The 24,274-nt window shown below is 74.5% G+C and carries 17 protein-coding genes; 8 read left to right on the forward strand and 9 right to left on the reverse strand.

Translation table 11 applies throughout. The features are described from left to right. Positions 1–51 precede the first annotated feature (51 nt). From STBA_RS01615 to STBA_RS01630, 4 genes are read left to right on the forward strand one after another with little or no spacing between them, the layout of a single operon-like run. On the forward strand, positions 52–789 hold the full coding sequence (locus STBA_RS01615; RefSeq protein WP_077057519.1) for an SDR family oxidoreductase: 738 nt from the start codon (positions 52–54) through the stop codon (positions 787–789). Continuing rightward, the gene (locus tag STBA_RS01620; protein ID WP_077057520.1) at positions 786–1,850 is read left to right on the forward strand and encodes an aldose 1-epimerase family protein; all 1,065 of its coding nucleotides are present in this window, start codon (positions 786–788) and stop codon (positions 1,848–1,850) included. The genes STBA_RS01615 and STBA_RS01620 overlap by 4 nt, the downstream gene beginning before the upstream one ends. A 28-nt stretch (positions 1,851–1,878) precedes the next feature. Next, positions 1,879–3,018, forward strand: a complete 1,140-nt coding sequence (locus STBA_RS01625) for a hypothetical protein (protein WP_077057521.1) — start codon at positions 1,879–1,881, stop codon at positions 3,016–3,018. A gap of 38 nt (positions 3,019–3,056) precedes the next feature. Continuing rightward, positions 3,057–3,836, forward strand: a complete 780-nt coding sequence (locus STBA_RS01630) for an enoyl-CoA hydratase/isomerase family protein (RefSeq protein WP_077057522.1) — start codon at positions 3,057–3,059, stop codon at positions 3,834–3,836. A 54-nt stretch (positions 3,837–3,890) separates the two neighbouring features. Here the strand turns inward: STBA_RS01630 and STBA_RS01635 are convergent, their stop codons facing one another. Next, on the reverse strand, positions 3,891–4,934 hold the full coding sequence (locus STBA_RS01635; protein WP_077057523.1) for a LacI family DNA-binding transcriptional regulator: 1,044 nt from the start codon (positions 4,932–4,934) through the stop codon (positions 3,891–3,893). Between the two features lie 153 nt (positions 4,935–5,087). Between STBA_RS01635 and STBA_RS01640 the strand changes: the two genes are divergently transcribed. Next, positions 5,088–6,278 carry a CoA transferase gene (locus STBA_RS01640; RefSeq protein ID WP_077057524.1) on the forward strand — a complete coding sequence of 397 codons (1,191 nt, stop codon included), beginning with the start codon at positions 5,088–5,090 and terminating at the stop codon, positions 6,276–6,278. A gap of 42 nt (positions 6,279–6,320) precedes the next feature. On the opposite strand, the gene STBA_RS01645 is transcribed toward STBA_RS01640, so the two are convergent. The 5 genes from STBA_RS01645 to STBA_RS01665 are packed head-to-tail and all read right to left on the reverse strand — an operon-like array spanning position 6,321 to position 12,250. Then, positions 6,321–7,826 carry an alpha-L-fucosidase gene (locus tag STBA_RS01645; RefSeq protein ID WP_077057525.1) on the reverse strand — a complete coding sequence of 502 codons (1,506 nt, stop codon included), beginning with the start codon at positions 7,824–7,826 and terminating at the stop codon, positions 6,321–6,323. A gap of 52 nt (positions 7,827–7,878) precedes the next feature. Beyond that, a complete protein-coding gene (locus STBA_RS01650) occupies positions 7,879–8,847 on the reverse strand; it encodes a TIM barrel protein (protein ID WP_077057526.1) in 969 nt (322 codons plus the stop codon). Positions 8,848–8,880: 33 nt separating this feature from the next. Beyond that, the gene (locus STBA_RS01655) at positions 8,881–10,389 is read right to left on the reverse strand and encodes an FGGY family carbohydrate kinase (protein WP_077057527.1); all 1,509 of its coding nucleotides are present in this window, start codon (positions 10,387–10,389) and stop codon (positions 8,881–8,883) included. Next, on the reverse strand, positions 10,386–11,366 hold the full coding sequence (locus STBA_RS01660; protein ID WP_077057528.1) for a transketolase C-terminal domain-containing protein: 981 nt from the start codon (positions 11,364–11,366) through the stop codon (positions 10,386–10,388). The genes STBA_RS01655 and STBA_RS01660 overlap by 4 nt, the downstream gene beginning before the upstream one ends. After that, entirely contained in the window at positions 11,363–12,250 is an 888-nt protein-coding gene (locus STBA_RS01665; RefSeq protein ID WP_077057529.1) for a transketolase, read from the reverse strand. The genes STBA_RS01660 and STBA_RS01665 overlap by 4 nt, the downstream gene beginning before the upstream one ends. Positions 12,251–12,391: 141 nt before the next feature. On the opposite strand from STBA_RS01665, the gene STBA_RS01670 reads away from it, so the two are divergent. Both STBA_RS01670 and STBA_RS01675 read left to right on the forward strand, forming a co-directional pair. Beyond that, complete coding sequence (locus STBA_RS01670; RefSeq protein ID WP_077057530.1) at positions 12,392–13,345, forward strand: sugar-binding transcriptional regulator; 954 nt, start codon at positions 12,392–12,394, stop codon at positions 13,343–13,345. A 435-nt stretch (positions 13,346–13,780) separates the two neighbouring features. Then, positions 13,781–16,036, forward strand: coding sequence for an alpha-L-rhamnosidase (locus tag STBA_RS01675; RefSeq protein ID WP_253195199.1), 2,256 nt, complete (start codon positions 13,781–13,783; stop codon positions 16,034–16,036). Here STBA_RS01675 and STBA_RS01680 read toward each other — a convergent pair. Beyond that, complete coding sequence (locus STBA_RS01680) at positions 16,033–18,912, reverse strand: glycoside hydrolase family 2 TIM barrel-domain containing protein (protein WP_077057531.1); 2,880 nt, start codon at positions 18,910–18,912, stop codon at positions 16,033–16,035. The two genes, STBA_RS01675 and STBA_RS01680, sit on opposite strands and share 4 nt — an antisense overlap. Before the next feature lie 86 nt (positions 18,913–18,998). Between STBA_RS01680 and STBA_RS01685 the strand changes: the two genes are divergently transcribed. Then, entirely contained in the window at positions 18,999–20,846 is a 1,848-nt protein-coding gene (locus STBA_RS01685; RefSeq protein WP_077057532.1) for a beta-L-arabinofuranosidase domain-containing protein, read from the forward strand. On the opposite strand, the gene STBA_RS01690 is transcribed toward STBA_RS01685, so the two are convergent. Next, on the reverse strand, positions 20,830–23,466 hold the full coding sequence (locus STBA_RS01690) for an alpha-L-rhamnosidase (protein WP_077057533.1): 2,637 nt from the start codon (positions 23,464–23,466) through the stop codon (positions 20,830–20,832). The genes STBA_RS01685 and STBA_RS01690 overlap by 17 nt on opposite strands. A gap of 24 nt (positions 23,467–23,490) precedes the next feature. Then, a complete protein-coding gene (locus tag STBA_RS01695; protein ID WP_077057534.1) occupies positions 23,491–24,249 on the reverse strand; it encodes a DeoR/GlpR family DNA-binding transcription regulator in 759 nt (252 codons plus the stop codon). Between the last annotated feature and the right edge of the window lie 25 nt (positions 24,250–24,274).

Below are 24,274 nucleotides of genomic sequence, written 5' to 3' on the forward strand. Positions count from 1 at the left end.
TTCCGCCGTGAGCCACGAGACCACCCGCTCCCCCGCTACCGGAGGCCGCCGATGACCGCCGCACTCGTCACCGGGGCCGGCGGCGGCCTCGGCCGTGCCGTCGCCGTGCGGCTCGCCGGCGACGGTTACGACGTCGCCGCCGTCGACATCGATCCCGCGGCCCTGGCCGCCACCGCCGAGGCCGTCGAACGGGCCGGCGCGCGCGCCCTGCCGCTCACCGCCGACCTCGCCGACCCGGCCGCCGCCGCGGCCGCCGTGGAGCGCGCCCGCGCGGCGCTCGGCGTCCCCGGGGCCCTGGTCAACAACGCCGCGATCTACCCGGCCACCCCGTTCCTCGACGTCGAACTCGCCGAGTACGACCGCGTGGTGGCCGTCAACCAGCGCGCCTACTGGGTCGTGGCCCAGTCGGTCGCCCGCCTCATGGCGGAGCAGGGCGGCGGCGCCATCGTCAACGTCGCCTCCATCACCATGCACGGCGGCTGGTCGGACCTGGCCGCCTACGTCTCCACGAAGGGCGCCGCCACCGCGCTCACCCGGGCGCTCGCCCGGGAACTCGGCCCGCACGGGGTCCGGGTCAACGCCGTGTCACCCGGCGCGTTCCCCACCGCGGCCGAGGAGATCCACCCCGACCCGGAGGGCTACCGGCGCTTCGTGCTTGACCGGCAGGCCCTCAAACGACGCGGCAGGCCGGAGGAACTGGCCGCGGCCGTCGCCTTCCTGCTCGGCCCCGACGCCTCGTTCGTCACCGGTCAGTGCCTGGAGGTCAACGGAGGGTGGGTGATGGCATGAGGATCGCCGGACGCGACCTGGACCGCGCCGCGCTCGAACGCCGCGCGGGCGACCTCTCCGCCGCGGGCGGCATCCGGGCCGTCGTGCTCGACGACGGTGCCGAACGCGGCATCCGCGCACTGGAGTTCAGAACCGGCGGCGGACTGGCCTTCGACGTGCTCGTGGACCGGGCCATGGACCTGGGGACCGCCGAGTACCGCGGGCACGGCTTCGGCTGGCGCTCGGCCACCGGCTTCCGCCACCCGGGCCTGCACGAGTACCGCGACGAGGACGGCCTCTCGCTCATGCGCAGCTTCTCCGGGCTGCTGGTCACCGCGGGCCTCGACCACACCCTGTTCACCGCCGAGGTGGACGCCTCGCAGTACCGCTACCCGCACCGCGCCACCGTGTGGAACGGGCTCCACGGCCGCGTGGCCCACACCCCCGCCCGGCTGCACGGCTACGGCGAACGGTGGACCGACGACGGCCGGTGCGTGCTGTGGGCGGAGGGCGAGGTGCGGCAGGCGGCCGTCTTCGCCGAACACCTGCGGCTGACCCGGCGGATCGAGGCCGACCTCGGCGGCAGCGAGATCCGGCTGACCGACACCGTGCGCAACGCCGGATTCGACCCGACGCCGCACATGTACCTCTACCACATCAACGTCGGCTGGCCCCTGCTGGACGAGGGCGCGCGCTGGGAGCTGCCCGCGGCCCGCACCCTGTGGCGCTCCGACAGCGTCGCGGAGCAGGGCGTCTCGCACCTGGTCATGCCCGCGCCGCTGCCGGGGTTCGTCGAGCAGGTCTACGAGCACGAACTCGTCCCCGGGGAATCGGGCCGCGCACGGCCGAGGCTGGTCAACGAACGGCTGGGGCTGTTCTTCGAACTCGACTACGACACCCGCGAGTTCCCCGCGTTCTTCCAGTGGCTGCACCTGCGCGAGGGCGCCTACGCCGTCGGGATGGAGCCCTCCACGCACCACGTCGCGGGCGAGGAGGCGGCCCGCGCCGACGGGTCCATGACCTTTCTGGCCCCCGGCGAGGAGCGCCGCTACCACACCGTCTTCCGGATCGGAGAGCTGTGAACGGCGAGGCGGGCGGGACGGCGGAGCGATGACGGCCTACCGCGGACTGACCTGGGACCACCCGCGGGGCACCGAGGCGCTGCGGCAGGCCGCGGCCGGCTTCTCCGCGCCGCCCTCCCCCGCCGGGCGCCACGGGGACACCCTCACCTGGGACGCCCAGCCCCTCGAAGGCTTCGAATCGCACCCGATCACCGACCTCTGCGCCCGCTACGACCTCGTCGTCCTGGACCATCCGCACCTCGGCGACGCCCTCGCGGGCGGGGCGCTCACGCCGCTGTCCGCGCTGTTCGGCCCGGAAGTCATCGCCGAGTGGCGCGCGACCACGGTCGGCGCCTCTGCGGACTCCTACACCGCCGCCGGCGAACTGTGGGCGCTCCCGCTCGACACGGCCACGCAGGTGGCCGCGGCACACCGGGCGACCGTGCCGGAACTGCCCACCACCTGGGAACAGGTGACGGCGCTCGCCGCCGAGCGGCCGGTCGTGCTCTCGCTCGCCGGTCCGCACGCGCTGCTCACCTTCTTCTCGCTCTGCTGCGCACTCGGCGAGCCGCCCGACCCCGAGCCCGCCTCCGGCCTGGTCCCGCGCGACACCGCGCTCGCGGCGCTGGAGATGATGCGGGACCTGACCCGCCGCGCCGACCCCGCGACGTTCGGCCTCAACCCCATCGGGCTGCTCGGCCTGCTCGCCGCGGGCCGAGCGGCCTACTGCCCGTTCGTCTACGGGTACGCGAGCTACGCGGCACGCGCGGCGGGCGCACCCGTGCGCTTCGGCGACGTGCCGCGGCTGGCGCCCGGCGGGCCGCTCGGCTCCACGCTCGGCGGCACCGGGCTCGCGGTGACCCGCCGCACCGAGGTCTCCCCCGCGCTCGCCCGCCACCTGAGCTGGCTGCTGTCGGCCGATGCGCAACGCGCCTACCTGCCCGAACGGCTGGCGCAGCCCTCCCGCCGGGAGGCGTGGCGGGACCCGGCGCTCGACGCGGCGTTCTCCGGTTTCTACTCCGGCACCCTCGCCACCACCGAGGGCGCCTGGGTCAGGCCCCGCCACGCCGGCTACCCGGCCTTCCAGACCGCCGCCTCCGCCGTACTGCGGGCGGCGGCCACCGGCACCTCGTCACCGGCGGACGCGTTCGCCGAGACCGTCCGGCTGCACCGCGCCCTGACCCCCTGACCTGTATCCCCGCACCCCCGTCCGAGGAGCCGCCCGCCATGGAGAGCACAGTCGAGGAGATCCGCCTGACGCTGCACGACCGCGTCGCCCTCATCACCCTCAGCAGACCCGAGAAGCTGAACGCGGTCACCGCCGCCATGTCCGCCGAGCTGACCCGGCTCGCCGACCTGTGCAACACCGCCGACGAGGTGCGGGCCGTGGTGCTCACCGGTGCCGGCGAACGCGCCTTCTGCGCCGGCTCCGACATCGGCGAACTCGACGCCTACGCAACCCCCTGGGACTTCCGCAACCGTTCCGACTACTGCGACTCGTTGCGCCGCCTGCGCAAACCCGTCATCGCCGCGGTCAACGGGCTCGCGCTCGGCGGCGGTCTGGAGACCGCCCTCGCCTGCGACATCAGGATCGCCTCCGCCACCGCCCGGTTCGGCGCCCCGGAGATCAAGCTGGGCTGGATCGGCGGCGGTGGCGTCTCCGCACAGCTGCGGGCCTCGATCGGGGCGAGCAACGCCGCCCTCATGCTGCTGACCGGCGACCCGATCGACGCCGCGACGGCCGAGCGCCGACTGCTGGTCAGCGAGGTGACCGAACCATCCGAACTCCTCGGCCGCGCCCTGGAGATCGCCTCGACCATCGCCGCCCGCGCCCCCATCGCCGCCGAGACCGCGAAGGCCAACCTGCACGCGGCGGCCAGCGTCCCCCTCGACCAGGCACTGGAGCGCGAACGCGACCTCCAGGCCGTCTGCTTCGCCACCGAGGACGCCGCGGAGGGCCGAGCCGCCTTCCTGGCGAAGCGCCCCCCGCACTTCCACCGCAGGTGAACGTCCACCCCCGGCCGGGGCACGGCACCGGCCCGGTCTGGCTCGGTCTTCGGGCTACGTGCTCTCCCGGGGCCGGATCTCGAAGCCCAGGTCGAGGGCGGAGGCGGCGGAGGAACCGCCGCGCATCCGGCGCAGCAGCAGCGCCGCGGCCTCCCGGCCGATCCTGGCGTTCGGCAGGGATACCGTGGTCAGCCCTGGGCGGACCATGCGGGAGAGTTCGAAGTCGCCGAAGCCGGTGAGGGCGATGTCCCCCGGCACCCGCACGCCGGTGCTCCCGGCCGCGAGCAGCGCGCCGCAGGCGAGCACGTCCGTGGAGAAGACCAGCACGTCCGCCTCGGGCTGCGCCCGGCGGGCGGTGTCGAGCAGCAGTGCTCCCGACTCCAGGGTGAGCGGGTACTCGGAGGCGTCCACGACGCGGGGCTCGCGTCCCGGCCGGAACGCGTTCACCGCCCGCCGGAACCCCGCCAGCCGGCGCAGCGAGCGGTGGTCGCCCGCGAGCAGCGAGCCCACGAAGCACGGCTCGCGGTACCCGGACTCGTGCAGGAAGGACACCATCGCGTACATCGCCCGCTCGTTGGAGAAGCCGACGAGCGTGTCCACCGGGCTGTCCGTCCAGTCCCAGGTCTCCACCACGGGCACCCCGGCGGTGCGGAGCATCGCCACCGTGCTCTCCCGGTGCACCGTCCCGGTCAGGCAGATGCCGTCCGGGCGCCTGCCGAGCAGCGAGCGGATGAGGTCTTCCTCGCGCTCGTCGTCGTAGTCGGTGTAGCCGAGCAGCAGTTGGTAGCCCTCCGGGGAGAGCACCGCGGAGAGCCCGGTCAGGGTCTCGGAGAACAGCTCGCTGCCCAGCGCGGGGATGACCGTGGCGACGATCTTGCTGCGGTTGGAGGCCAGGTTGCGGGCGGCGAGGTTGGGCACGTACCCGCTCTCCCGGATCGCGGCCTCCACCCGCTCCCGGGTGTGCGGCGCGACCTCCTCGGGAATCCGCAGCACGCGGGAGACCGTCTGCGAGGAGACGCCGGCGCGCGCGGCCACGTCCCGCAGGGTGACCGAACGCGTCGAGGCCCGCCGGGGCCCCGCCGCTGGACCGCTTCCCATCCGCCCTGCCTCCCCGTCTGTCGTGCCGCACCGCGCGGCCGGGGCAACTGTACGCAGCCGACGGCCCGTCGGGGGGCCGTCCGCCCACTATGTTAGCGCTGCCGTTAGCGCTATCATCGCTCTCCACTAGCCCCGAACGGTGTGAGGTGTGGCATGGGAGTGCTCGACGGCATCCGCGTCCTGGACCTGTCCATCGCGATGTCCGGCCCGTTCGCGGCGATGAAGCTCGCCGATCTGGGTGCCGACGTGATCAAGGTCGAGCCCGTCGGCGGCGAGTGGCAGCGACGCGCCTCGGCGGGCGGCGCGCGTGGCCGGGAGGTCAACGCCTCGTTCCTGTCGCTGAACCGCAACAAGCGCAGCCTGTCCGTGGACCTCAAATCGCCCGGCGGGCTGGCCGCCCTGCGCGAGCTGGTGAAGACCGCGGACGTCTTCCTGCAGAACTACCGGCCCGGGGTGGCGCGGCGGCTCGGCGTCGACTACGAGACCCTGCGGGAGCTGCGGCCCGATCTGGTGTACGTGTCGATCTCCGGGTACGGCGAGAGCGGGCCGTACGCCGCACGCCCCGGCCAGGACCTGCTGCTCCAGGCGATGAGCGGTGCCCTCTTCAGCGCCGGCGCTCCCGGCCGGGCGCCCACCGCGGCGCCGTACTTCCTGGTGGACGCGTTCGCCGCCTACTCCGCGTTCGAGGGTGCGCTCGCCGCGCTGTTCCACCGGCAGCGCACGGGTGAGGGGCAGCTCGTGCGGGTCAACATGCTGGACGCGATCATCTGCGCGCAGATGCAGGAGATCACGGTCCGCACGGTCGGCGGCGTTCCGCAGACCCGGGGCGAGGGCATCCACGCGCACAGCTACATCCGCGCCCCCTACGGCATCTACCCGACCGCGGACGGCTACCTGGCGCTGTCCTTCGCCGAACCGGCCGTGCTGGCCGAGCTGTTCGGCGAGCCGCGGCTCGCCCCGTTCGAGGCGGAGCGCGACGGGTTCACCCGGCGCGAGGAGATCTCCGCCCTCGTCGAGGAGCACCTGAGGCGCGAGACCACCGGGCACTGGCTGGAGGTGCTCGGCGGGGCGGGGGTGTGGTGCGGGCCCGTCCACTCCTACGAGGACCTGCTCACCGACCCCCAGGTGGTGCACAACGGGTCGTTCGTCAGCTACGAGCACCCCACGGAGGGGCGGGTGACCACGCCGGGCTTCCCGTTCACCCTGAGCGCGAGCCCGCAGTCGGTGGCTCGCCCGGCGCCGGTGAACGGCCAGCACTCGCGGGAGGTCCTGCGCGACCTCGGCATGAGCCAGGAGGCGGTGGAGAGGCTGATAGCGAACGGCGCGGTCTTCGCCGCGGGCTGAGCGCGGCGGGGCGTCGCGCTCGGCCCGCGGCGCCCTCGGGCCTCATTCGATCCGCAGGACCTGGACGTACGGGGTCGGCGGCTCGGGCGGCAGCGTGACCCGCAGCCCGTCGGCGCGCAGGTCGAACGGGAGCGGCCCGCCGCCGAGCAGCGCGATCCGCCGCGGCGGGCGCGGCAGGTGCCCCGCGTCGGTGCCGAGGCTGGTGAGCACGGCCGTGCCGTCCGCGGGCCAGGCCATGAGGAACGCGTACAGCGTCTCGCCCCGGCGGGTGAACCGCACGTCCCGCGGGGTGTAGGGCAGCGACCGCTCGCGGGCCTTGGCGCCGTCCACGCGGGTGGGTCCCTCGCCGTGCACGTGCCACGGCCGGGTGCCGAAGACGGCTTCGCCGCAGGTGTCCGTCCAGCCACCGATGCCGTCCAGCACGGCCCCCGTCTCCTCGTCGACGGTCCCGTCGGGCAGCTGCGGCACGTTGAGCAGCAGGCAGCCGTTCTTGCTGACGGTGTCGACGAGCAGGTGCACGATCTCACCGGCGGTCTTGTAGCGTTCGCCGGCGCTGTAGAACCAGTCGCCGATGCTGGTGTCGTACTGCCAGGGCGCCGGGTCTGTCCCGCCGAGCTGGTGCCGCTCGACGTCCAGGAGCACCGCGCCCCGGTCCTCGTCCGGGACCGTCTTGACGCTCACCGCGCCCTCGGGCACGGCGTTGTAGTAGGCGGCGAGGAACTCCAGGCCGCGCGGGCTCGGCGGCGCGGCGGGGCAGACGCTGCCCTCGTCGAACGGCAGCCGCGCGTCGTCGAGGTAGACCAGCTCGGGCGCGTACCGCTCGGTGACCTCGCGCAGCCGGGCGTAGTAGTTGTCGACGAAGTCCGCGCGCGGCGGGTCGCCGGGGCGGCGCGGCGGGCCGTAGAGCGCCCGCGGGTCGAGCCCGTCCCACCAGGTGCCCCGGCCGTCCTCGGCGGTGAGGTGCCCGTCGTACGGTTCGCCCGCCCGCGGCCCCTCGGCGTCGGCGGCGAACGCGGCGTCCAGCCAGCGCCAGGTCCAGGAGCCGGCGTGCATGCTCACCCCGAAGCGCAGCCCGGCGCCGCGGGCCGCCGCCGCCCACCGGCCCACGATGTCGCTGCGCGGGCCGACGTTGACCGCGTTCCACGGCTGGTGGGTGGAGTCCCACAGGTCGAAGTTGTCGCAGTGCGCGGCCAGGGAGACGAAGTAGCGCGCCCCGGCGCGCCGGAAGCGGTCCATCAGCGCCTCGGGGTCGAACCTTTCGGCGCGCCAGAGCCGGCACAGGTCCTTGTGCCCGAACCGGGCGGGGTGGCCGAAGTGGGCGCGGTGGTGCGCGGCCTGGCGGCGGGAGCGCTTCTGTTCGAAGTCCTCGGTGCCCTCGTAGGGCCCGTACAGGTGGCGGGCGTACCAGTCGCCGGCCATGGCGACCGACTGCGGGCCCCAGTGCGACCAGATGCCGAACTTGGCGTCCGCGAACCACTCGGGGACGCGGTGGGCGCGCAACGAGGGCCAGTTGGCCTCGTACGGGCCGGAGCGGGCGGTGGTGCTCATGGTGTCCCTTCCGTCGCTTGTCCCGTGACGTGCGCGTGCCGCGAACGGTTCGCTAGACCGCCGCCCACAGCACCTTCTGGGCCGCGATCGCGTCCTGCCGTTCCTGCGCGTCGCGCAGCGCGTCGACGTCGATCCGTTCGCACGCCGCGTCCAGCCGCCGGATGGTCTCGATGCTGTGGGACAGGGCGGCCACGGGGTCTTCGCGGAAGGGGAACTGGTCGAGCAGCACGGGCTGGTCCCAGCCGACGCGGCGCAGGGCGAGGAGGAACTCCAGGGTCTCGAAGAGGTGCACGGACGCGACCGGCAGGTCGTCGTCCCAGCCCCGCCAGTTGTCGTTGAGCTCGGCGGAGACCAGGCGGCCCTGGCGGTGGACGAGTTGCAGGGCCTCGGCGGGGGTCTCTCCGGCCATCAGCGAGTGGCCGAAGTCCAGCACGATGCCGACGTTGTCGACTCCGGCGTCCTGGATGGCCAGCAGGGTCGTGGCCGCGTTGCCGAGGGTGATGCGGACCCGGGGCTCCTTGGGCTTGTACTCGATGGCGAACTGCGTCTCCGGGTGGGCGGTGGCCAGTTCACGGATCGCGTCCACGGTCAGCTCCCACAGCCGGGCGTAGTCGGCCTGCCCCGGCATGTCGAAGCCGTCCTGGCCCGGCCAGAACTTCACGTATCCGGCGCCCAGTTCCGCGGCGGCCTCGACGGCGGCATGCACGCGGTCGCGCGCGGCGCGGCGCACGGCGGGGTCGGGGTTGGTGAAGGCGCCGCGGGTGAACTCGCGGGTGTAGAGGTGCGGGGTCACCGCGCGGGCCCGCAGGCCGAGTCCGTCGAGCAGGGCGGCCACCGAAGCGGCGGAGAGATCCGGCTCGTCGAAGGGGTGGTTGATGTCGAGGTGCTCCAGGCCGTCCACCTGGGCGGCCAGTTCCAGCATGGCCCTGGTCGAGCGCTCCGGCCCGTAGCCGTCGGTGGCGTACCGGTCGACGATCCGGCCGAACGCCCAGATTCCCGCTCCGAAGACGAGGTTCGCCATGGTGTGCTCCTGACTGTGTGTGGGTGTGGGTGCCTAGGGCCTGTCCGGTGGATCGTCGCTCGGGAGCCGTGCGCGGCGGACGGCGTCGCGCCAGCGCGCGAGGTGTTCGGCGCGCCAGGCGGCGTCCCGCCGGGGCCGGGCGAGGGTCGTGTCCCGCTCCGCGTGGCGCCGCACGTCCGCGTCCGTCCACAGGCCGAGCGCGACTCCGGCGAGGCGGGCGGCGCCGAGCGCGGAGTTCTCGGGATGCGCGCTGATCCGTATCCGGCAGCCGCAGAGGTCGGCCTGGAGCCGCATGAGCGCGGCGTTCGCGCTCGCTCCGCCGTCCGCGTGCAGGACCCGTGGCGGGCCGAGGGCGCGTTCGAACAGGAGGAGGGTCTCCGCGACCTGGAACGCCGTCGAGTCGAGCGCGGCCCGCGCGAATTCGGCACGGGTGGTGGCCTGGGTGAAGCCGGTGAACACCGCCGTGGCCCGGCGGTCCCAGTAGGGGGCGCCCAGGCCCTCGAAGGCGGGCACCAGGACGGCGGTGGTCTCCCCGGCCTCCTCGGCCAGCGCGGCGAGCCCGCGCTCGTCGGTGCCCAGCAGGTGCGCGGCCCAGCGCACGGCGGTGCCGGCGGCGGCGATGTTGGCCTCGAACGCGAGGGCGCGGCCGGCGCCGGGCAGCTGCCAGGCGACCGTTCGGGCCAGGCCCTCGGGTACGGGCCCGGGGTCCGTTCCGGCGGGGGCCAGGGCCATCAGCGACGAGCCGCTGCCGTAGGTGGCCTTGACCAGGCCGGGGCGGCCGGCGCCGTGGGCGAACAGGGCGGCGTGCGAGTCGGCGAGCACGGCGGCGAGCGGCGTGCCGGGGCGTACGCCTGGCAGGCCGTCGGCGCTCCCGAACGGCCCGGTGGACGGGACCGGTTCGGGCAGGGCGGCGCGGTCCACACCGAACACGTCGAGCAGGTGGGGGTCCCAGGCTCCGGTGGCCAGGTCGAGCAGCTGCGTTCTGGAGGCGTTGCCGATCTCCGTCACGTCGCGCCCTGTGATGCGGCGCAGCAGCCAGGCGTCCACCGTGCCCACCCGGATGCGGCCGGAACGGGCGGCGCGGCGGCCGGGATCCAGCTCGTCCAGCAGGGCGGCGGCCTTGGTGGCGGAGAACATCGGGTCGACGGGCAGGCCGGTCCTCGCGGTGATCTCCCGGCCCTCGGCGCCCGCGGCCAGCCGCGCGCAGTGCGCCGCGCCCCTGCGGTCCTGCCAGCTGACCAGCGGGCCGAGCGGCTCGCCGGTGTCCGCCCGCCAGGCGAGCACCGATTCGCGCTGGGTGCTGAGCGCGACGGCCGCGAGCTCCGTGCCCGGCCGCCCGGCGAGTGCCGTGAGTGCCTCGCCCGCGGCCGTCACGACGCTCGCCCAGATCTCCGCCGGGTCCTGCTCCACCCGCCCCGGGCCCGGGTGGGCCAGCGCCAGCGGGCGCGCGGCGGTGGCTCGCACGATGCCGTCCGCGTCCACCAGCACCGCCTTGGTGCTGGACGTCCCCTGGTCGAGGGCGAGGACGGCGGGCGACTTCACGGGCCGCGCCCGAGGAGGTCGAGTGCGGCCCGTTCGGCCGCGGCGGCGGTGATGTGGAAGTGCTCGTGGAGGAAGCGCGCGTCGCCGGTGGGGGCGAACACGCCGGGCACGCCGAGGATGCGCATGGGTACGGGCCGGTGGGTGACCACGGTCTCCGCGATCGCGCCGCCGAGCCCGCCGCGCACGGTGTGCTCCTCCACGGTGACGATGCCGCCGGTGTGCTCGGCAGCGTCGCGCACGGCCCGTTCGTCCAGCGGGCTGACGGTCGACATGTTCAGCACGCGGGCGGAGACGCCCCGCAGGGCGAGCCGGTCGGCCGCCTGGGTCAGGAGGGAGACCGTGGTGCCCAGGCCCACCAGCGTCACGTCGTCGCCGCGGCGCAGCACGGCGGCGCGGCCGGGCTCGAACGGGACATGGGGGGTGAGCGCGGGCACCGGGGTGCGGCCGATGCGCAGGAAGACGGGCCCGTCGTGGGCGTGGGCCCAGCGCACCGCCTCGGCGGTCTGGGCCGGGTCCGCCGGGACCACGACGGTGAGGTCCGCCAGGGCGCGCAGCCAGGCCAGGTCCTCGATGCTGTGGTGGGTGGGGCCCAGCTGGCCGTAGGCGAGGCCGGGGCTCATGCCGCACAGCTTCACGTTGGCCCGCGAGTACGCCACATCGGCCTTGATCTGCTCCAGCGCCCGCCCGGTGAGGAACGGGGAGGCGGCGCAGACGAAGGGAATCCGCCCGCCGCCCGCAAGACCGGCGCCCACCCCGACCATGGTCTGCTCGGCGATGCCGACGTTGACGAGCCGGTCGGGGTGGCGGGCGGCGAACTCCTTCAGGTTGCTGGAGCCGACGGAGTCGTTGCACACGGCCACCACCCGCGGGTCGGCGGCGGCCAGTTCGAGCAGTGTGGCGGCGAACGCCACCCGGCAGTCGTACGCCGGCGGGCTCGCGGTGGCCTCGGCGGGCTCCGAGGCGGGGGCGGCGGTCATCCCTGCAACTCCTCCATGGCGCGCCGGGCTTCCTCGGCGTTCGGTACCCGGTGGTGCCACTCGACCCGGTCGGCCATGAAGGACACCCCGCGGCCCTTCTGCGTCACCGCGATGAGGCACCGGGGCCGTCCGGGCGGCGCGGGTGCGCACAACTCGCGGCGCAGGGCCTCGTGGTCGTGGCCGTCCACGGTGCGGACGGTGAAGCCGAACGCCTCCCACTTGGCGGGCAGCGGCTCGAGGGCCGAGGTCTCCTCGGTGCGGGCGCCCTGTTGCAGTCCGTTCCGGTCGACGACGACCGTCAGGTTGTCGAGGCCGTGCTGGGCGGCGGTCAGCGCCGCTTCCCAGTTGCTGCCCTCCTGCAGCTCACCGTCGCCGGTGAGGACGAACGTGCGGCGCGGGCTGCCGTCGAGCCGGGCGGCGATGGCCGAGCCGACGGCGAAGGGCAGGCCGTGGCCCAGCGGCCCGGTGTTGGTCTCCACGCCGGGGATCTTGCGGCAGTCCGGATGGCCGTTGAGCGGGGAGAGCGGCGCCATGTAGGTGTCAAGATCGGCGTCGGCGAAGAAGCCGGCGTACGAGAGTGTGGCGTACAGCGCGCCCGAACCGTGGCCCTTGCTCTGGATGAAGCGGTCGCGCTCCGGCAGCCGTGGGTGCTCCGGGTCGCAGTCGAGCACCAGCAGATAGAGGACGGTCAGGATGTCGACGGCGGAGAAGTCACCGCCCACGTGCCCCATGCCCGCACGGAGGATCATCTCCAGGTCTCGCCGGCGGATCGCCGCGGCGATGCCGGCGAGCCGGGCTCTGCGCTCCGCCACAGGGGCCTCGGTCAATGAGCGGCGCAGCTCGCGCAGTTGGCGCGCGCTGCCAGGAACGGGCCTCAGCGTCATCGACGACACCACGTCAACAGGGTCATCTGAATATCCATTCAGCTATGAATGTTGATTCACCATAAGCTAGCCTTCTGTCGGGGACCCGTCAAGGTGGCAACCGCACCGGCGGCCACGGGACTTCTCAAGGAGGAACGAGCGATGGCATCGCCCGAGGAACTGCGCCTCATGACGCGGGTGGCGCGCATGTACTACACCGAGGGCGTGCGCCAGCCGCAGATAGCGCGGCGCCTGGGGCTGTCCCAGGCCCGGGTGTCGCGGCTGCTGAGCAAGGCGGAGCAGCACGGGATCGTGCGGATCACGGTGTCCCCGCCGGCCGGCACCCATCCCGAGCTGGAGGGCGCCCTGCAGGAGCGTTACGGGCTCAGGCTGGCGCTCGTGGTGGAGGTCGGCGAGGACGACGAACAGCGCATCCTGCCGGAGCTCGGCGCCGCCGCCGCGTACTACCTGGAAGCCACGCTGCGCTCCGGCGACGTCATCGGTATCTCCTCGTGGAGCGCCTCCCTGCTGGCCCTGGTGGACCACCTCCACCCGGCGCCGGGACTGGCCGGGGTCCGCGTGGTGCAGGTCCTGGGGGGCGTGGGTGATCCGGCCGCCGCCGAGCACGCGACCCGGCTCACCGACCGGATGGCCCGGGTGCTGCACGGTGACGCCGTCCACCTGCCCTCCCCCGGGGTCGCGGGCTCCGCCGCCAGCGCGAAGGCGCTGCGCGAGGACCCCTTCGTCGCCGCCGGTCTCGCCCTGTTCGACGGCATCACGGTGGCGCTGGTCGGCATCGGGTCGCTCGAACCCTCTCGGGTGCTGGCCAGCAGCGGCAACGTCTTCTCCGCGGCCGAGATCGAACGGCTGCGCGCCGCCGGTGCCGTGGGCGACGTGTGCCTCAACTTCTTCGACGCCGCGGGCACTCCGGTGGACACCGGAACCGCCGAGCGCGTCATCGGCATCACGCCCGACGGGCTGCGCGCGGTGCCCCGGTGCGTCGCCGTGGCCGGCGGGCGGCGCAAGACCGAGGCGGTGCGCGGCGCGCTGCGCGGCGGCCTGGTCAACGTCCTGATCACCGACCGGTTCACCGCGGAACGCCTGACCCGGCCCTGAGGAGCAGCGCGCCCGACCCGGTTTCGCGACGAGCGAAGGAGATCCGCCGTGTTGTCCACCTCCCAGCCAGACCCCGCCCACCTCCGCGTCGGCACGCCGGTCGCCGAGCACCACCGCGAGCCCTTCGGTATCGGCGAGCCCAGGCCCCGGCTGTCGTGGACGGTCCACGCCGGGCGGCCCGGCTGGCGGCAGGCGGCCCACGAGATCGAACTGCGCGCCCCAGAGGACCCCGGCGGAACGGCGTGGCGTACCGGCCGACTCCCAGGACCCGACTCCGTGCTGGTGCCCTGGCCCGCCGGGGCGCCCGCGCTCGCCTCCCGGGAACGGCGCGAGGTGCGGGTCCGGGTGTGGGGCGAGGACGGCGCCGCATCGGACTGGAGCCCGTCGCTGACCGTCGAGGCCGGGCTGCTGACCCCGGGGGACTTCACGGCCGCCATGGTCGCCCCCGCCGTTCCCGTTGCCGAGCGGGAGCCGGAGCGCCCGGTGCTGCTGCGGGGCGAGTTCGCGCTTCCGGCCGCGCCTTCGCGGGCCCGCCTGTACGCGACCGCGCACGGCGTCCACGAGCTGGAGCTCAACGGCGTCCGGGTCGGCGACCAGGTACTGGCCCCCGGCTGGACGAGCTACCACCACCGGCTGCGCTACGCCACGTACGACGTGACCGGCCTGCTGCGGGCCGGCCCCAACGCGCTCGGCGCCTGGCTCGCCGACGGCTGGTACCGGGGGCGCATCGGGTTCCAGGGCGGCGTGCACGCCTACTACGGCGGCGAGCTGGCTCTGCTCGCCCAGTTGGAAGTCGTCTGCGCGGACGGCACCGAGGTGCGCTTCGGCACCGGCGAGCGGGGCTGGCGCTGCACGTACGGTCCGCTGCTGGCCGCCGGCCTGTACGACGGCGAGTCCCACGACGCCCGGCTGACGCCGTCAGGCTTCTCCCTGCCGGGCTTCGATGCGTCCGGCTGGCATCCGGTCCTGGCGGTCGCGCGCGACGCGGCCACGCTCGTCGCCCCCACCGGACCGCCCGTGCGCCGCACCGAGGAGCGTTCGCCCGCCCGCGTCCTCGTCTCGCCCGCCGGCCGCACGATCCTCGACTTCGGCCAGAACCTCGTCGGCCGGCTCCGCATCAGGCCGGACGGCCCCGCCGGTACCACCGTGACCCTGCGCCACGCCGAGGTCCTCCAGGACGGTGAGCTGTGCACCCGGCCGCTGCGGGATGCCGAGGCCACCGACCGGTACACCCTGCGCGGCGGCGGGGCCGAGGAGTGGGAGCCGCGGTTCACCTTCCACGGGTTCCGCTACGCCGAGGTCACCGGCTGGCCCGGCGAGCTCCGGCCAGGCGACGTCACCGCGCAGGTCCTCCACACCGACCTGCGCCGCACCGGCTGGTTCGAGTGCTCGGAGCCGCTGCTCAACCAGCTGCACGAGAACGTCGTGTGGAGCATGCGCGGCAATTTCCTCGACGTCCCGACCGACTGCCCGCAGCGCGACGAGCGGCTGGGCTGGACCGGTGACCTCCAGGTCTTCGCGCCCACGGCCTGCTTCCTCTACGACTGCGCCGGCATGCTGACGTCGTGGCTGTCCGACCTGGCAGCCGAGCAGTACGACGACGGCACCGTGCCGTTCTTCGTGCCCACGCTGGAGGCCGAGGCGTGGCGGCCGGACTGGTCGCCGTCCTGGCCCGCGGCCGTATGGGGCGACGTGGCCGTGCTCACCCCCTGGACGCTGTACGAACGCTTCGGCGACGCCGGGGTGCTGCGCGCGCAGTACCCCAGCGCCCGGGCCTGGGTGGAGCTGGTGGCCTCCCGGCTCGACGGGGACGGGCTGTGGCGGCACGACCGGCAGCTCGGCGACTGGCTGGACCCGGCCGCACCGCCGGACGACCCGGGCCGCGCCCTGACCGACCCGGACCTGGTGGCCTCCGCGTACGCCGCCGCGTCGGCGGGGCGGCTGGCGGACACCGCCCGGGTCCTGGGCGAGGAGCGCGACGCGGGCCGGTACGGGGCGATGGCGGCGGCCCTCCGCGCCGCGTTCACCGCCGCCTACCTGACGCCCGCCGGCCGCCTCACCTCCGATACGCAGACCGCCTACGCGCTGGCGCTGCGCTTCGGCCTGCTGCCTGCGGCCGCGCGGCGGGGGGCGGCGGCGCGGCTGGCGCGGCTCGTCGCCGACGCCGGTCACCGCATCGGCACCGGCTTCGCCGGCACGCCCGTGGTGTGCGACGCCCTCGCCGACGGCGGCGAACTGACCACGGCGTACCGGCTGCTGCTCCAGCGCGAGTGCCCCTCCTGGCTCTACCCCGTCACCCGGGGCGCGACCACGGTCTGGGAGCGCTGGGACAGCATGCTGCCCGACGGCACGGTCAACCCCGGCGAGATGACGTCGTTCAACCACTACGCGCTCGGCGCGGTCGCCGACTGGCTGCACCGCACCGTCGCCGGGCTCTCCGCCGCCGCGCCCGGCTACCGGCGTCTCCGGGTCGCGCCCCGGCCCGGCGGCGGGCTCACGCACGCGTGGGCCCGGCACCTCACCCCGTACGGGCCGGCGGAGGCCGGGTGGCGCGTCGAAGCCGGGCGGCTGGCGGTGGAGGCCGTGGTGCCGACGGGTGCGACGGCGGTGATCGAACTGCCCGGCGCCCCGCCGGTCGAGGTGTCCTCCGGCACCCACCGCGTCACCGGCCCGGCAGGAAAGTATGCCTAGGTCAGGGCGCGGAAGAGGAGGGCGAACGCGGTCTCCGTGGGAACGAGCCGGTGTTCGGGCAGCGGCCCCGGGCCGCAGGAGGCGCTGCCCAGGCCGTGGTGGGCCAGGTCCAGGTTCACGTACACCCGGTCCCGTTCCACCAGGTCCGTGGGGTGCCGGGCCGCCGCCAGGTCGCCGGTGGTCCAGCGCCGGGCGGTGAGGCCGAAGTGCGGCGCGCCCTCGATCCGCAGCCGGTGGCGCGGGCCGCCCAGCTCCGCCCACCTGACCTCCGCGCGGTGCCCGTTCTCCTGCGGCACGACGTAGGGCGTCTGGAGGCCGGCGATCGTGGTGGCGAACAGCCCCACGCGGGCGGCCTCCCGGCTGTCCGGGTACGCCTCCCCCGGTCCCCTGCCGAACCACCGGACGGCGTCGCAGTCCGCCGGCAGCGCCAGCCGTACACCCAGCCGCGGAAGGGGCAGGTCGTCCCAGGGGCCCTCCGGGACGACGTGCACCTCCAGCCGCAGGGCGGGCCAGGCCGCCGTCCAGGTGTAGCGGACGCGCAGGGCCCGCTCGGTGCCGGCGGCGGCGACCCGGGTCTCCACCACCAGCCGGTCCTCGCGCGGGGTGACGGAGACGGTGCGGTGCTCCATCCGGTCGAGACCGGCGAGGTGCCACTCCCACGCGACCGAGTTCGCGCCCATGCCGCGGTCGTTGTCGGTCGGCGCGCGCCAGATGTCGAGGCGCGGTCCTTCCAGGCCGAGCGGGCCGAGCCGGCCGAGCACGCCGGTGCGGGCGTCGAACAGCCCCGTGCCCAGGGCGACCACGTCACCGCGGCGCCGGGCGGCCCGGCCGGGGCCGACCGGTCGCGCGGGCGGGGCGGAAACGGCGAACTGGCCCCAGGCGACCTCGTGTCCGGCCGCGGCCCACGGTTCGTCACCGGCCAGTTCGGCCCGCACCGTGAGCCATCCTTCCCCCGCGGCGGCCGGCAGCCGCGGGGCCGGCAGCTCGGCCGTTCCGCCCGCGGGCACGCGCGGGACCGGCAGCTCGCCGGCGGCGACCCGCCGCCCGTCGTCCTCCAGGGTCCAGGTGAACCGCAGGTGCGACAGGTCGCGGAACGCGTGGCGGTTGGCCACGCGCAGCCGTTCCCCGGCGAGTTCGACGGTCACCGGCTGGAACACCTTCTTCAGCTCGACCAGTCCTGGGGACGGGGTGCGGTCGGGGAAGACCAGTCCGTCGATGCAGAAGGTGCCGCCGTGGGGGTGGTCGCCGAAGTCGCCGCCGTAGCCGAAAAACTCCCGGCCGTCGGCGGTACGGCGGCGGAAGCCGTGATCGATCCACTCCCAGACGAAGCCGCCCTGGCAGCGCGGGTACCGCTCGAAGACCCGCTGGTACGCGGCCAGCGAGCCGGGACCGTTACCCATGGCATGGGCGTACTCGCACAGCAGGAACGGCAGCGCGCGGCGCCGGGCCTCCAGCTCCGGGTCGTCCGCCGTCTCGGGCGGGGCAGCCTCCTCGCGCCGCCCGATGCGCTCGACCTCGTCCACGGGGGTGTACATGAGGCTGTAGAAGTCGGAGTGGCGGTAGCTGCGGTCGCGCTCGTAGTGCAGCGGCCGGCCGGGGTCGCGAGAGCGGGTCCAGTCGGCCAGGACACCGAAATTGCGGCCGTGGTGGCTCTCGTTGCCCAGCGACCAGACGACGACGCTCGGGTGGTTCTTGTCCCGCTCGACCATCCGCCGCATCCGGTCCAGGAGCATCGGTTCCCAGCGCGGGTCGTCGGCGGGGTTGCCGCGCCAGTCCGCGTGGATGAAGCCGTGGGTCTCGATATCGCACTCGTCGACGACCCACATCCCCAGCTCGTCGCAGAGGTCGAGGAAGGCCGGGTGCGGCGGATAGTGGGCGGTGCGGACCGCGTTGACGTTGTGCCGCTTCATCAGCAGCAGGTCCGCACGCATGGTCGCGGTGGACAGTGCCCTGCCGTGGTCGGGGTCGTGTTCGTGCCGGTTGACGCCGCGCAGCAGCAGCGGCGTGCCGTTGACGGTCAGCAGGCCGCCGGTGATCGCGACGGTGCGGAAGCCGAGGCGCAGCGGGACCCGTTCCCCGTGGGTCGTGAGGTGGCCGTCGTACAGCCGCGGCGTCTCCGCCGTCCACGGTTCCACCGCCAGGTCGGTGGCCTCCCGCCCGGCGGGCAGGTTCTCGATGCCCAGTTCGGGCACCGTGATCAGGGCGGGCGCCCCGGTGTCCACGGCGAGCGTGCCCCGGCCGGTCACGTGGTCGTAGCCGGCGTGCACGAAGAAGTCGTCGACGCCGCCCACCGGGCGCTCCAGCAGGGCGACTTCGCGGAAGATGCCCGGCAGCCACCACATGTCCTGGTCCTCCAGGTAGCTGCCGGACGACCAGCGGTGCACGCGCACGGCGAGCACGTTGGGGCCGGGGCGCAACGCCGGTCCTGCGTCGAACTCGGCCGGCAGGCGGCTGCCCTTGGCGGTGCCGAGGCACTGCCCGTTGAGCCAGACGCGGAAGCAGGAGTCGACGCCCTCGAAGCGCAGCACGCTGCCCGCCGCCCGCCAGCCGGCGGGCAGGTCGAACGCGAGCCGGTGGTCACCGGTGGGGTTGTCGTCCGGCACGTGCGGCGGGTCGATCGGGAAGGGGTAGGCGGTGTTGGTGTACCGCGGGACGCCATGGCCGTGCAGCACCCAGTGGGAGGGGACCGGCAGTTCGGTGAAACCGCCGGGCGGCGGCTCGGGGCCGAGGAAGTCCAGCGGTGCGCCCTCCGCGGTCGCGGAGAGCCGGAAGAGCCACGTCCCGGTGAGGCTCAGCCGCCCGGCGTCGGAGGTGAACGCGGCGCGGGGCCGGCGCAGCCCCGTGCCGGGGGTGAGGTCCTCGAAGTACGACGGCATCACAACTCCCCATAAAATACAGAGAACGGCTGAAAACAGCTGAAAAGGTATTGACAGCTGGCGGCCGCGGCCGTCTTCCTGATGCGATGCGACCGTTTCCCGCGCTTACGGCGTTTCCCCCCGACCGCGTCCGCCTGCCGGCCAGCCTTGGCCGTATCGACTACACCGAGCTGCCCAACCCGTTCCAGCGCCGTCTCGGCCTGGTGCGCACCTACCTGATGAGCCTCGGCGCCGGGCAGTTGCTGCGCGGCTTCGTCCACGAGGCGGGCGTCTTCACGCCCGGTGCCCCGCCCGAGCCGGGGGCCGGGTTCGGCGGCTGGGAGGCGCTGGCCTCGCAGCTGCGGGGCCACTTCCTCGGCCACTGGCTGTCCGCGGCGGCCAGGATCGTGGCCACCACAGGGGACGCGGAGCTGCGGGCGCGGGCCGAGGGGATCGTCGGCCGGCTGGCGGGGCTCCAGCGGGAGAACGGCGGCGAATGGGTGTTCTCCATCCCGGAGAAGTACCTGCACCGCGTCGCGGCCGGGAAGCCCGTGTGGGCCCCGCACTACACCGTGCACAAGACGCTGATGGGGCTGCTCGACGCGTACCGCTACCTGGGCAGCGACGACGCGCTGGAGACGGCCGTGGGCGCGGCCCGGTGGTTCCACCGGTGGACGGGCGGGTTCTCCCGGGCCGGGCTCGACGACATCCTCGACTACGAGACCGGCGGCATGCTGGAGGTCTGGGCCGACCTCTACGGCATCACCGGCGACCCCGCCCACCTGGACCTCGTGCACCGCTACGACCGGCCCCGGCTCTTCGACCGGCTGCTCGCGGGCGAGGACCCGCTGACCAACCGGCACGCCAACACCACGATTCCGGAGGCCCTGGGCGCGGCCCGCGCCTACGAGGTCACCGGCGAGGAACGCTGGCGGCGCGTCACCGAGGCGTACTGGCGGTGCGCGGTGACCGACCGGGGGTACTTCGCCACGGGCGGGCAGAGCAGCGAGGAGGTGTGGACGCCGCCGCACGCGTTCGCCGCCCGCCTGGGAACGAAGACGCAGGAACACTGCACGGTGTACAACATGATGCGGCTGGCGGACACCCTGCTGCGCTGGACCGGCGCCCCCGCATACGCGGACTATCTCGAACTCAACCTCTACAACGGCGTGCTGGCGCAGCAGCACCCGCGCACCGGCATGGCCGCCTACTACCTGCCGCTGCGGCCGGGCGCGCGGAAGCGGTGGGGCACCGCCACGGACAGCTTCTGGTGCTGCTACGGCACGATGGTGCAGGCCCACACCCGGCACAACGCCTACGTGTACTACGGCCACGACGGTGGCGTGTCCGTCTGCCAGTACATACCTTCCACGGCCCGCTGGAACGCGGGCGCCGGGGAGGTGGAGCTCACGCAGCGGCCCGACCCGGAGGTCGGCACGCACATCGCCGCCACCGACGACCGGGGCACGCGCGGCCGTCCCGGCCACTGGGCCGTCGAGCTGACCGTGCGGGCCGCGGAGCCCAGCGAGTTCGAGCTTGCGCTGCGGGTGCCGGAGTGGGTGAGCGGCCCGGTGACGCTCACGGTGAACGGCGAGCGGCGGGAGGTGCCGGACGGCGCCCGCCGCGCCACCGTCCGCCGGGTGTGGCACGACGACGTCGTCCGCCTGGAACTGCCGCGCGCGCTGCGGGCGGTGCCCCTGCCCGACCGGCCGGACGCGGTGGCGTTCCGCTACGGGCCCGTGGTCCTGGCCGGGCTGTGCGACGAGGAGCGCCGCCTGGTCGGGGACCCGGCCCGTCCGGAGACGCTGCTGGCCCCCGACGAGGAGCGCGATCCGTTCGCCTGGCGGGGCTCCTGGCGCGCCCTGGGTCAGGACCGGGGGCTGCGCTTCGTGCCGCTGCACGAGGTCGAGGAGGAGAGCTACGCGGTCTACTTCCCGGTCACGCCCCGGCGCTGAAGCGCACGTTGCCAGGACCCGCCTCGTAGACGGCCCGGTCGCCCTCGGCGCCGAGCGCCCGCGCGCCCGGCGGCGCCGGGGCGGGGGCGGCACCGCCGGGCAGCGGCACCTCGACGCGGGCGGGCGCCCCCGGGGGCACGGTGACGTCGAGGAGGAAGCCGCCGCCGGGCGGGCGCCGCCAGGAGCTGCGGACCCGGCCGCGGGGGGTGTCGTACCAGGCGTCGACATGGGTGAGGTCTCCTACCGGGGCGGGCCTGATGACGATGCGGTCGAAGGCGACCGAGTCGTCGGCCTGGCGGATGCCGGCGAGCGAGGCTGTGAGCCACTCCTGGATCGCGCCGAGCATGAAGTGGTTCTGCGACGAGCCGCGGGTGGGCCCGTCCCAGCGTTCAGTGAGCGCGGTCGCGCCGTGCGCGATCTGGTAGCCGTAGCTGGGGCTGTCGGTCCGGGTGACGAGGTCGTGGACGACGTCGTCACGCCCATGGGCGGAGAGCACCCGCAGCAGCGAGGGCAGGGCGATCTCGCCGACCGTGACGTGGTCGCCCTCGGCGCGGATGGCGGCGACGAGATGGGCGAGCACGGCGTCGCGCTCGGCCGGCGGCACGACGCCCAGCTCCAGGGCGAGGGCGTCGGCGGCCTGGCTGCCGGTGGCGTAGGTGTGCCGCCCGGCGTCGAAGAAGGCCAGGTGGAAGGCGCGGCCGACCCGGTCGGCGAGTGCCGCGTAGTCCCGGGCGTCGTTCTCGCGGCCCAGGACCGCGGCGATCCGGCCCATCGCGGTGGCGAGGCGGTGGTAGGCGTAGGTCGCGGTGACCGCCTTCGGCGTGGAGTTGTCGAAGGACATCCAGTCGCCGAGCCCGTGGGAGAGCAGGTCGCCGTCCGCCCGGGAGGCCAGGTGGTCCAGATAGCGCTCCATGTGCGGGTAGTGGGCGCGCAGCGTGGGGGTGTCGCCGTACCTGCGGTAGAGGAGCCAGGGCGCCAGGACGATCGCGCCGCCCCAGTTCGGGTCGTCGCGGAACTTGTCCGCGAACACGGTGTATTCGGGCGCGATTCCCGGCACGAGCCCCGAGGCGGTCTGCGCGTCCGCCATGTCGCGCACCAGCTTGCGGTAGTACGCGGCGACGTCGTAGTTGTCCGCGACGGCGGGGAAGACGAGGTGGGTCTCCTCCAGCCAGCCGAGCTTTTCCCGGTGCGGGCAGTCGGTGAGGACGCTGTACATATTGGACTGGACGGCCCGGTCGACGAGCCGGTGGATGCCGGTGATCAGCTCGTCGGAGCAGTCGAAGCCCCCCGCGGGCGGGTTGGCGGCGCGCAGCACCTGCGCGCGGACGGTGGCGGTGCTGGCGTGCCCGGGCAGTCCCTCGACCTGGACGTAGCGGAAGCCGTGGTAGACGGTGACCGGATGCCAGACCTCCTCGGTCCCCGTGGCGTCGCCGCGCAGGGTGTAGGCGTCGTAGCAGGGACGGCCGGTGAAGCGCTGGTTGACGGTGCCGTCGTCGTTCAGCAGCTCGGCGGGGCGCAGCGTCACGGTGGTACCGGCGGGCCCTGCGACACGCAGCTCGGGGCGGCCGGCGATGTTGACACCGAAGTCGACGACGTGGACGCCGGGTTGCGGCTCGTCGACGGAGACGGCGGTCAGTTCCGCCACGACCTCGACCGGCGGGTGGGCGCGGGCGGTGAGCGCGACGTCCGGGGCGGGCACGGCGACCGCCGGACGCCAGCCGGCGCGGGCGGCGGCGCCCGGCGCGTCCCAGCCGGGCCGTTCGCGGCGGGCGTCGTACTCCTCGCCGCCGAACCAGTCGGAGAGGGTGACCGGGCCGGGCGCCGTGCGCCAGCTCTCGTCGGTGACGAGGGTGGTGACGGAGCCGTCTTCCGCCTCCATGCGCAGCACCGCGAGCAGCCTCGGCAGGCCGTAGCTGACGTGCAGCTTCTGGTAGCGGCCCGGCACGTCGGGAACGTGGGCGATGCCGCCGGCGAGCCGGAAGCCGACGGTGTTGGCGCCCGCCCGCAGCGCGCCGGTGACGTCGTAGGTGGCGTACAGCAGCCGCTTGTCGTAGGCGGTGTAGCCGGGTTCGAGCTCGGCCGCGGCGATGCGGCGCCCGTTGACGGTGGGGACGTAGACGCCCAGGGCGGTGGCGTACAGGCGGGCCCTGCGAAGGGGCGCGTCCAGGTGGAAGTCCCGGGCCAGCAGCGGCATCGCGCGGTCCGGGTCGTGCTCCTCGGTGGCGGGCGGGGCCCACTCGGGTGCGGTCACCCAGCGCGCGCCGCCCCAGTCGGCCGGCTCCAGCAGCCCCGTCTCCCACCCGGCCGTCCGGCTCCAGGCGGACGCCGTGCCGTCCTCGTCCCACACCCGGACCCGCCAGCAGGCCCGCCGGCCGGAGCCGAGCGGGTGACCGGCGTACGGCACCGCGACACCGCGCTCACCCGCCACCCGGCCGCTGTCCCACAGATCGGGCTCGCCGCCGGCGAGCCGGCGGGGGGTGGACGCCACCTGAATCCGGTAGGCGCGCTGCCGACCGGCGGCGGGCCGCCAGGAGAGGTCCGGCCGCTCGGCGTCGATGCCGAGGGGGTCGGTGAGATACCCGGTCCTCAGGTGGGTCGGCGCGGCGGGGGCCTTGGCCATATCAGGTCTCCTGTCTGCCCGTTGTCAGGCGATCACCAGCTCCACACCGCTATCGCGGCACAGCCGGGCGTACGGGGGCGGGGGCTCGGCGTCGGTGACGAGCACGTCCACCTGGTCGAGGCGGGCGACGGAGATCGTCTCCGTGCGGCCGAACTTGGTGTGGTCCATCACGACGATCACCTTCTCGGCGATCTCCAGCATCGCGCGGCGCACCTCGGCCTCCTCGATGTCGAAGAACGTCAGACCGCGCTCCGCGGTGAGCCCGCCGCAGCCCAGGACGAGCTTGTTCACGTGCAGCTTGCGGATGGTCTCCGTGGCGAGCGATCCGACCAGGCACAGCTCCGGAGCGATCACCCCGCCGGCCAGCAGCACCTTGGCCGAGGAGTCGGGCGCCCCCTGGAACTCGCCTGCCACGTGGATGGAGTTGGTGACGACCACCAGATCCCGCCTGCCGCGCAGCGCGCGTGCGACGCTGTGCGCCGTGGTGCCGGTGTCGATCGCGACGCTGTCGCCGTCGTCGACCAGCCCGGCGGCGCGGGCCGCGATGCGGAGCTTCTCCTCGGCGTGCGCGACCCTGCGGGTCTCGAACGGTGAACGTTCCCGGCGCACGGCCCCGCCGTGCACCCGGCGCAGCACGCCGTCCTGCTGCAACTCATGGAGATCGCGGCGGACGGTCATCGCGGAGACACCGAGGCGCCGGGTCAGCTCGGCGACCTCCAGGCGCTCCCGCTCGTCCAGCATCCGCAGGATGACATCCCTGCGCGTCCGTCCGCTCTTTCCCATGCCACTCCGCCTCGTCTCGCGCCTG

The organism is Streptomyces sp. MP131-18 (genome assembly GCF_001984575.1).
In the GTDB taxonomy this organism is placed as follows: domain Bacteria; phylum Actinomycetota; class Actinomycetes; order Streptomycetales; family Streptomycetaceae; genus Streptomyces; species Streptomyces johnsoniae.

What these genes read in the sequence shown, in the direction of transcription:
- STBA_RS01615 (WP_077057519.1), top strand. Translation starts at nt 52, where the DNA reads ATGACCGCCGCACTCGTCACCGGGGCCGGCGGCGGCCTCGGCCGTGCC.
- STBA_RS01620 (WP_077057520.1), top strand. Translation starts at nt 786, where the DNA reads ATGAGGATCGCCGGACGCGACCTGGACCGCGCCGCGCTCGAACGCCGC.
- STBA_RS01625 (WP_077057521.1), top strand. Translation starts at nt 1,879, where the DNA reads ATGACGGCCTACCGCGGACTGACCTGGGACCACCCGCGGGGCACCGAG.
- STBA_RS01630 (WP_077057522.1), top strand. Translation starts at nt 3,057, where the DNA reads ATGGAGAGCACAGTCGAGGAGATCCGCCTGACGCTGCACGACCGCGTC.
- STBA_RS01635 (WP_077057523.1), bottom strand. Translation starts at nt 4,934, where the DNA reads ATGGGAAGCGGTCCAGCGGCGGGGCCCCGGCGGGCCTCGACGCGTTCG.
- STBA_RS01640 (WP_077057524.1), top strand. Translation starts at nt 5,088, where the DNA reads ATGGGAGTGCTCGACGGCATCCGCGTCCTGGACCTGTCCATCGCGATG.
- STBA_RS01645 (WP_077057525.1), bottom strand. Translation starts at nt 7,826, where the DNA reads ATGAGCACCACCGCCCGCTCCGGCCCGTACGAGGCCAACTGGCCCTCG.
- STBA_RS01650 (WP_077057526.1), bottom strand. Translation starts at nt 8,847, where the DNA reads ATGGCGAACCTCGTCTTCGGAGCGGGAATCTGGGCGTTCGGCCGGATC.
- STBA_RS01660 (WP_077057528.1), bottom strand. Translation starts at nt 11,366, where the DNA reads ATGACCGCCGCCCCCGCCTCGGAGCCCGCCGAGGCCACCGCGAGCCCG.
- STBA_RS01665 (WP_077057529.1), bottom strand. Translation starts at nt 12,250, where the DNA reads ATGACGCTGAGGCCCGTTCCTGGCAGCGCGCGCCAACTGCGCGAGCTG.
- STBA_RS01670 (WP_077057530.1), top strand. Translation starts at nt 12,392, where the DNA reads ATGGCATCGCCCGAGGAACTGCGCCTCATGACGCGGGTGGCGCGCATG.
- STBA_RS01675 (WP_253195199.1), top strand. Translation starts at nt 13,781, where the DNA reads ATGGTCGCCCCCGCCGTTCCCGTTGCCGAGCGGGAGCCGGAGCGCCCG.
- STBA_RS01680 (WP_077057531.1), bottom strand. Translation starts at nt 18,912, where the DNA reads ATGCCGTCGTACTTCGAGGACCTCACCCCCGGCACGGGGCTGCGCCGG.
- STBA_RS01685 (WP_077057532.1), top strand. Translation starts at nt 18,999, where the DNA reads ATGCGACCGTTTCCCGCGCTTACGGCGTTTCCCCCCGACCGCGTCCGC.
- STBA_RS01690 (WP_077057533.1), bottom strand. Translation starts at nt 23,466, where the DNA reads ATGGCCAAGGCCCCCGCCGCGCCGACCCACCTGAGGACCGGGTATCTC.
- STBA_RS01695 (WP_077057534.1), bottom strand. Translation starts at nt 24,249, where the DNA reads ATGGGAAAGAGCGGACGGACGCGCAGGGATGTCATCCTGCGGATGCTG.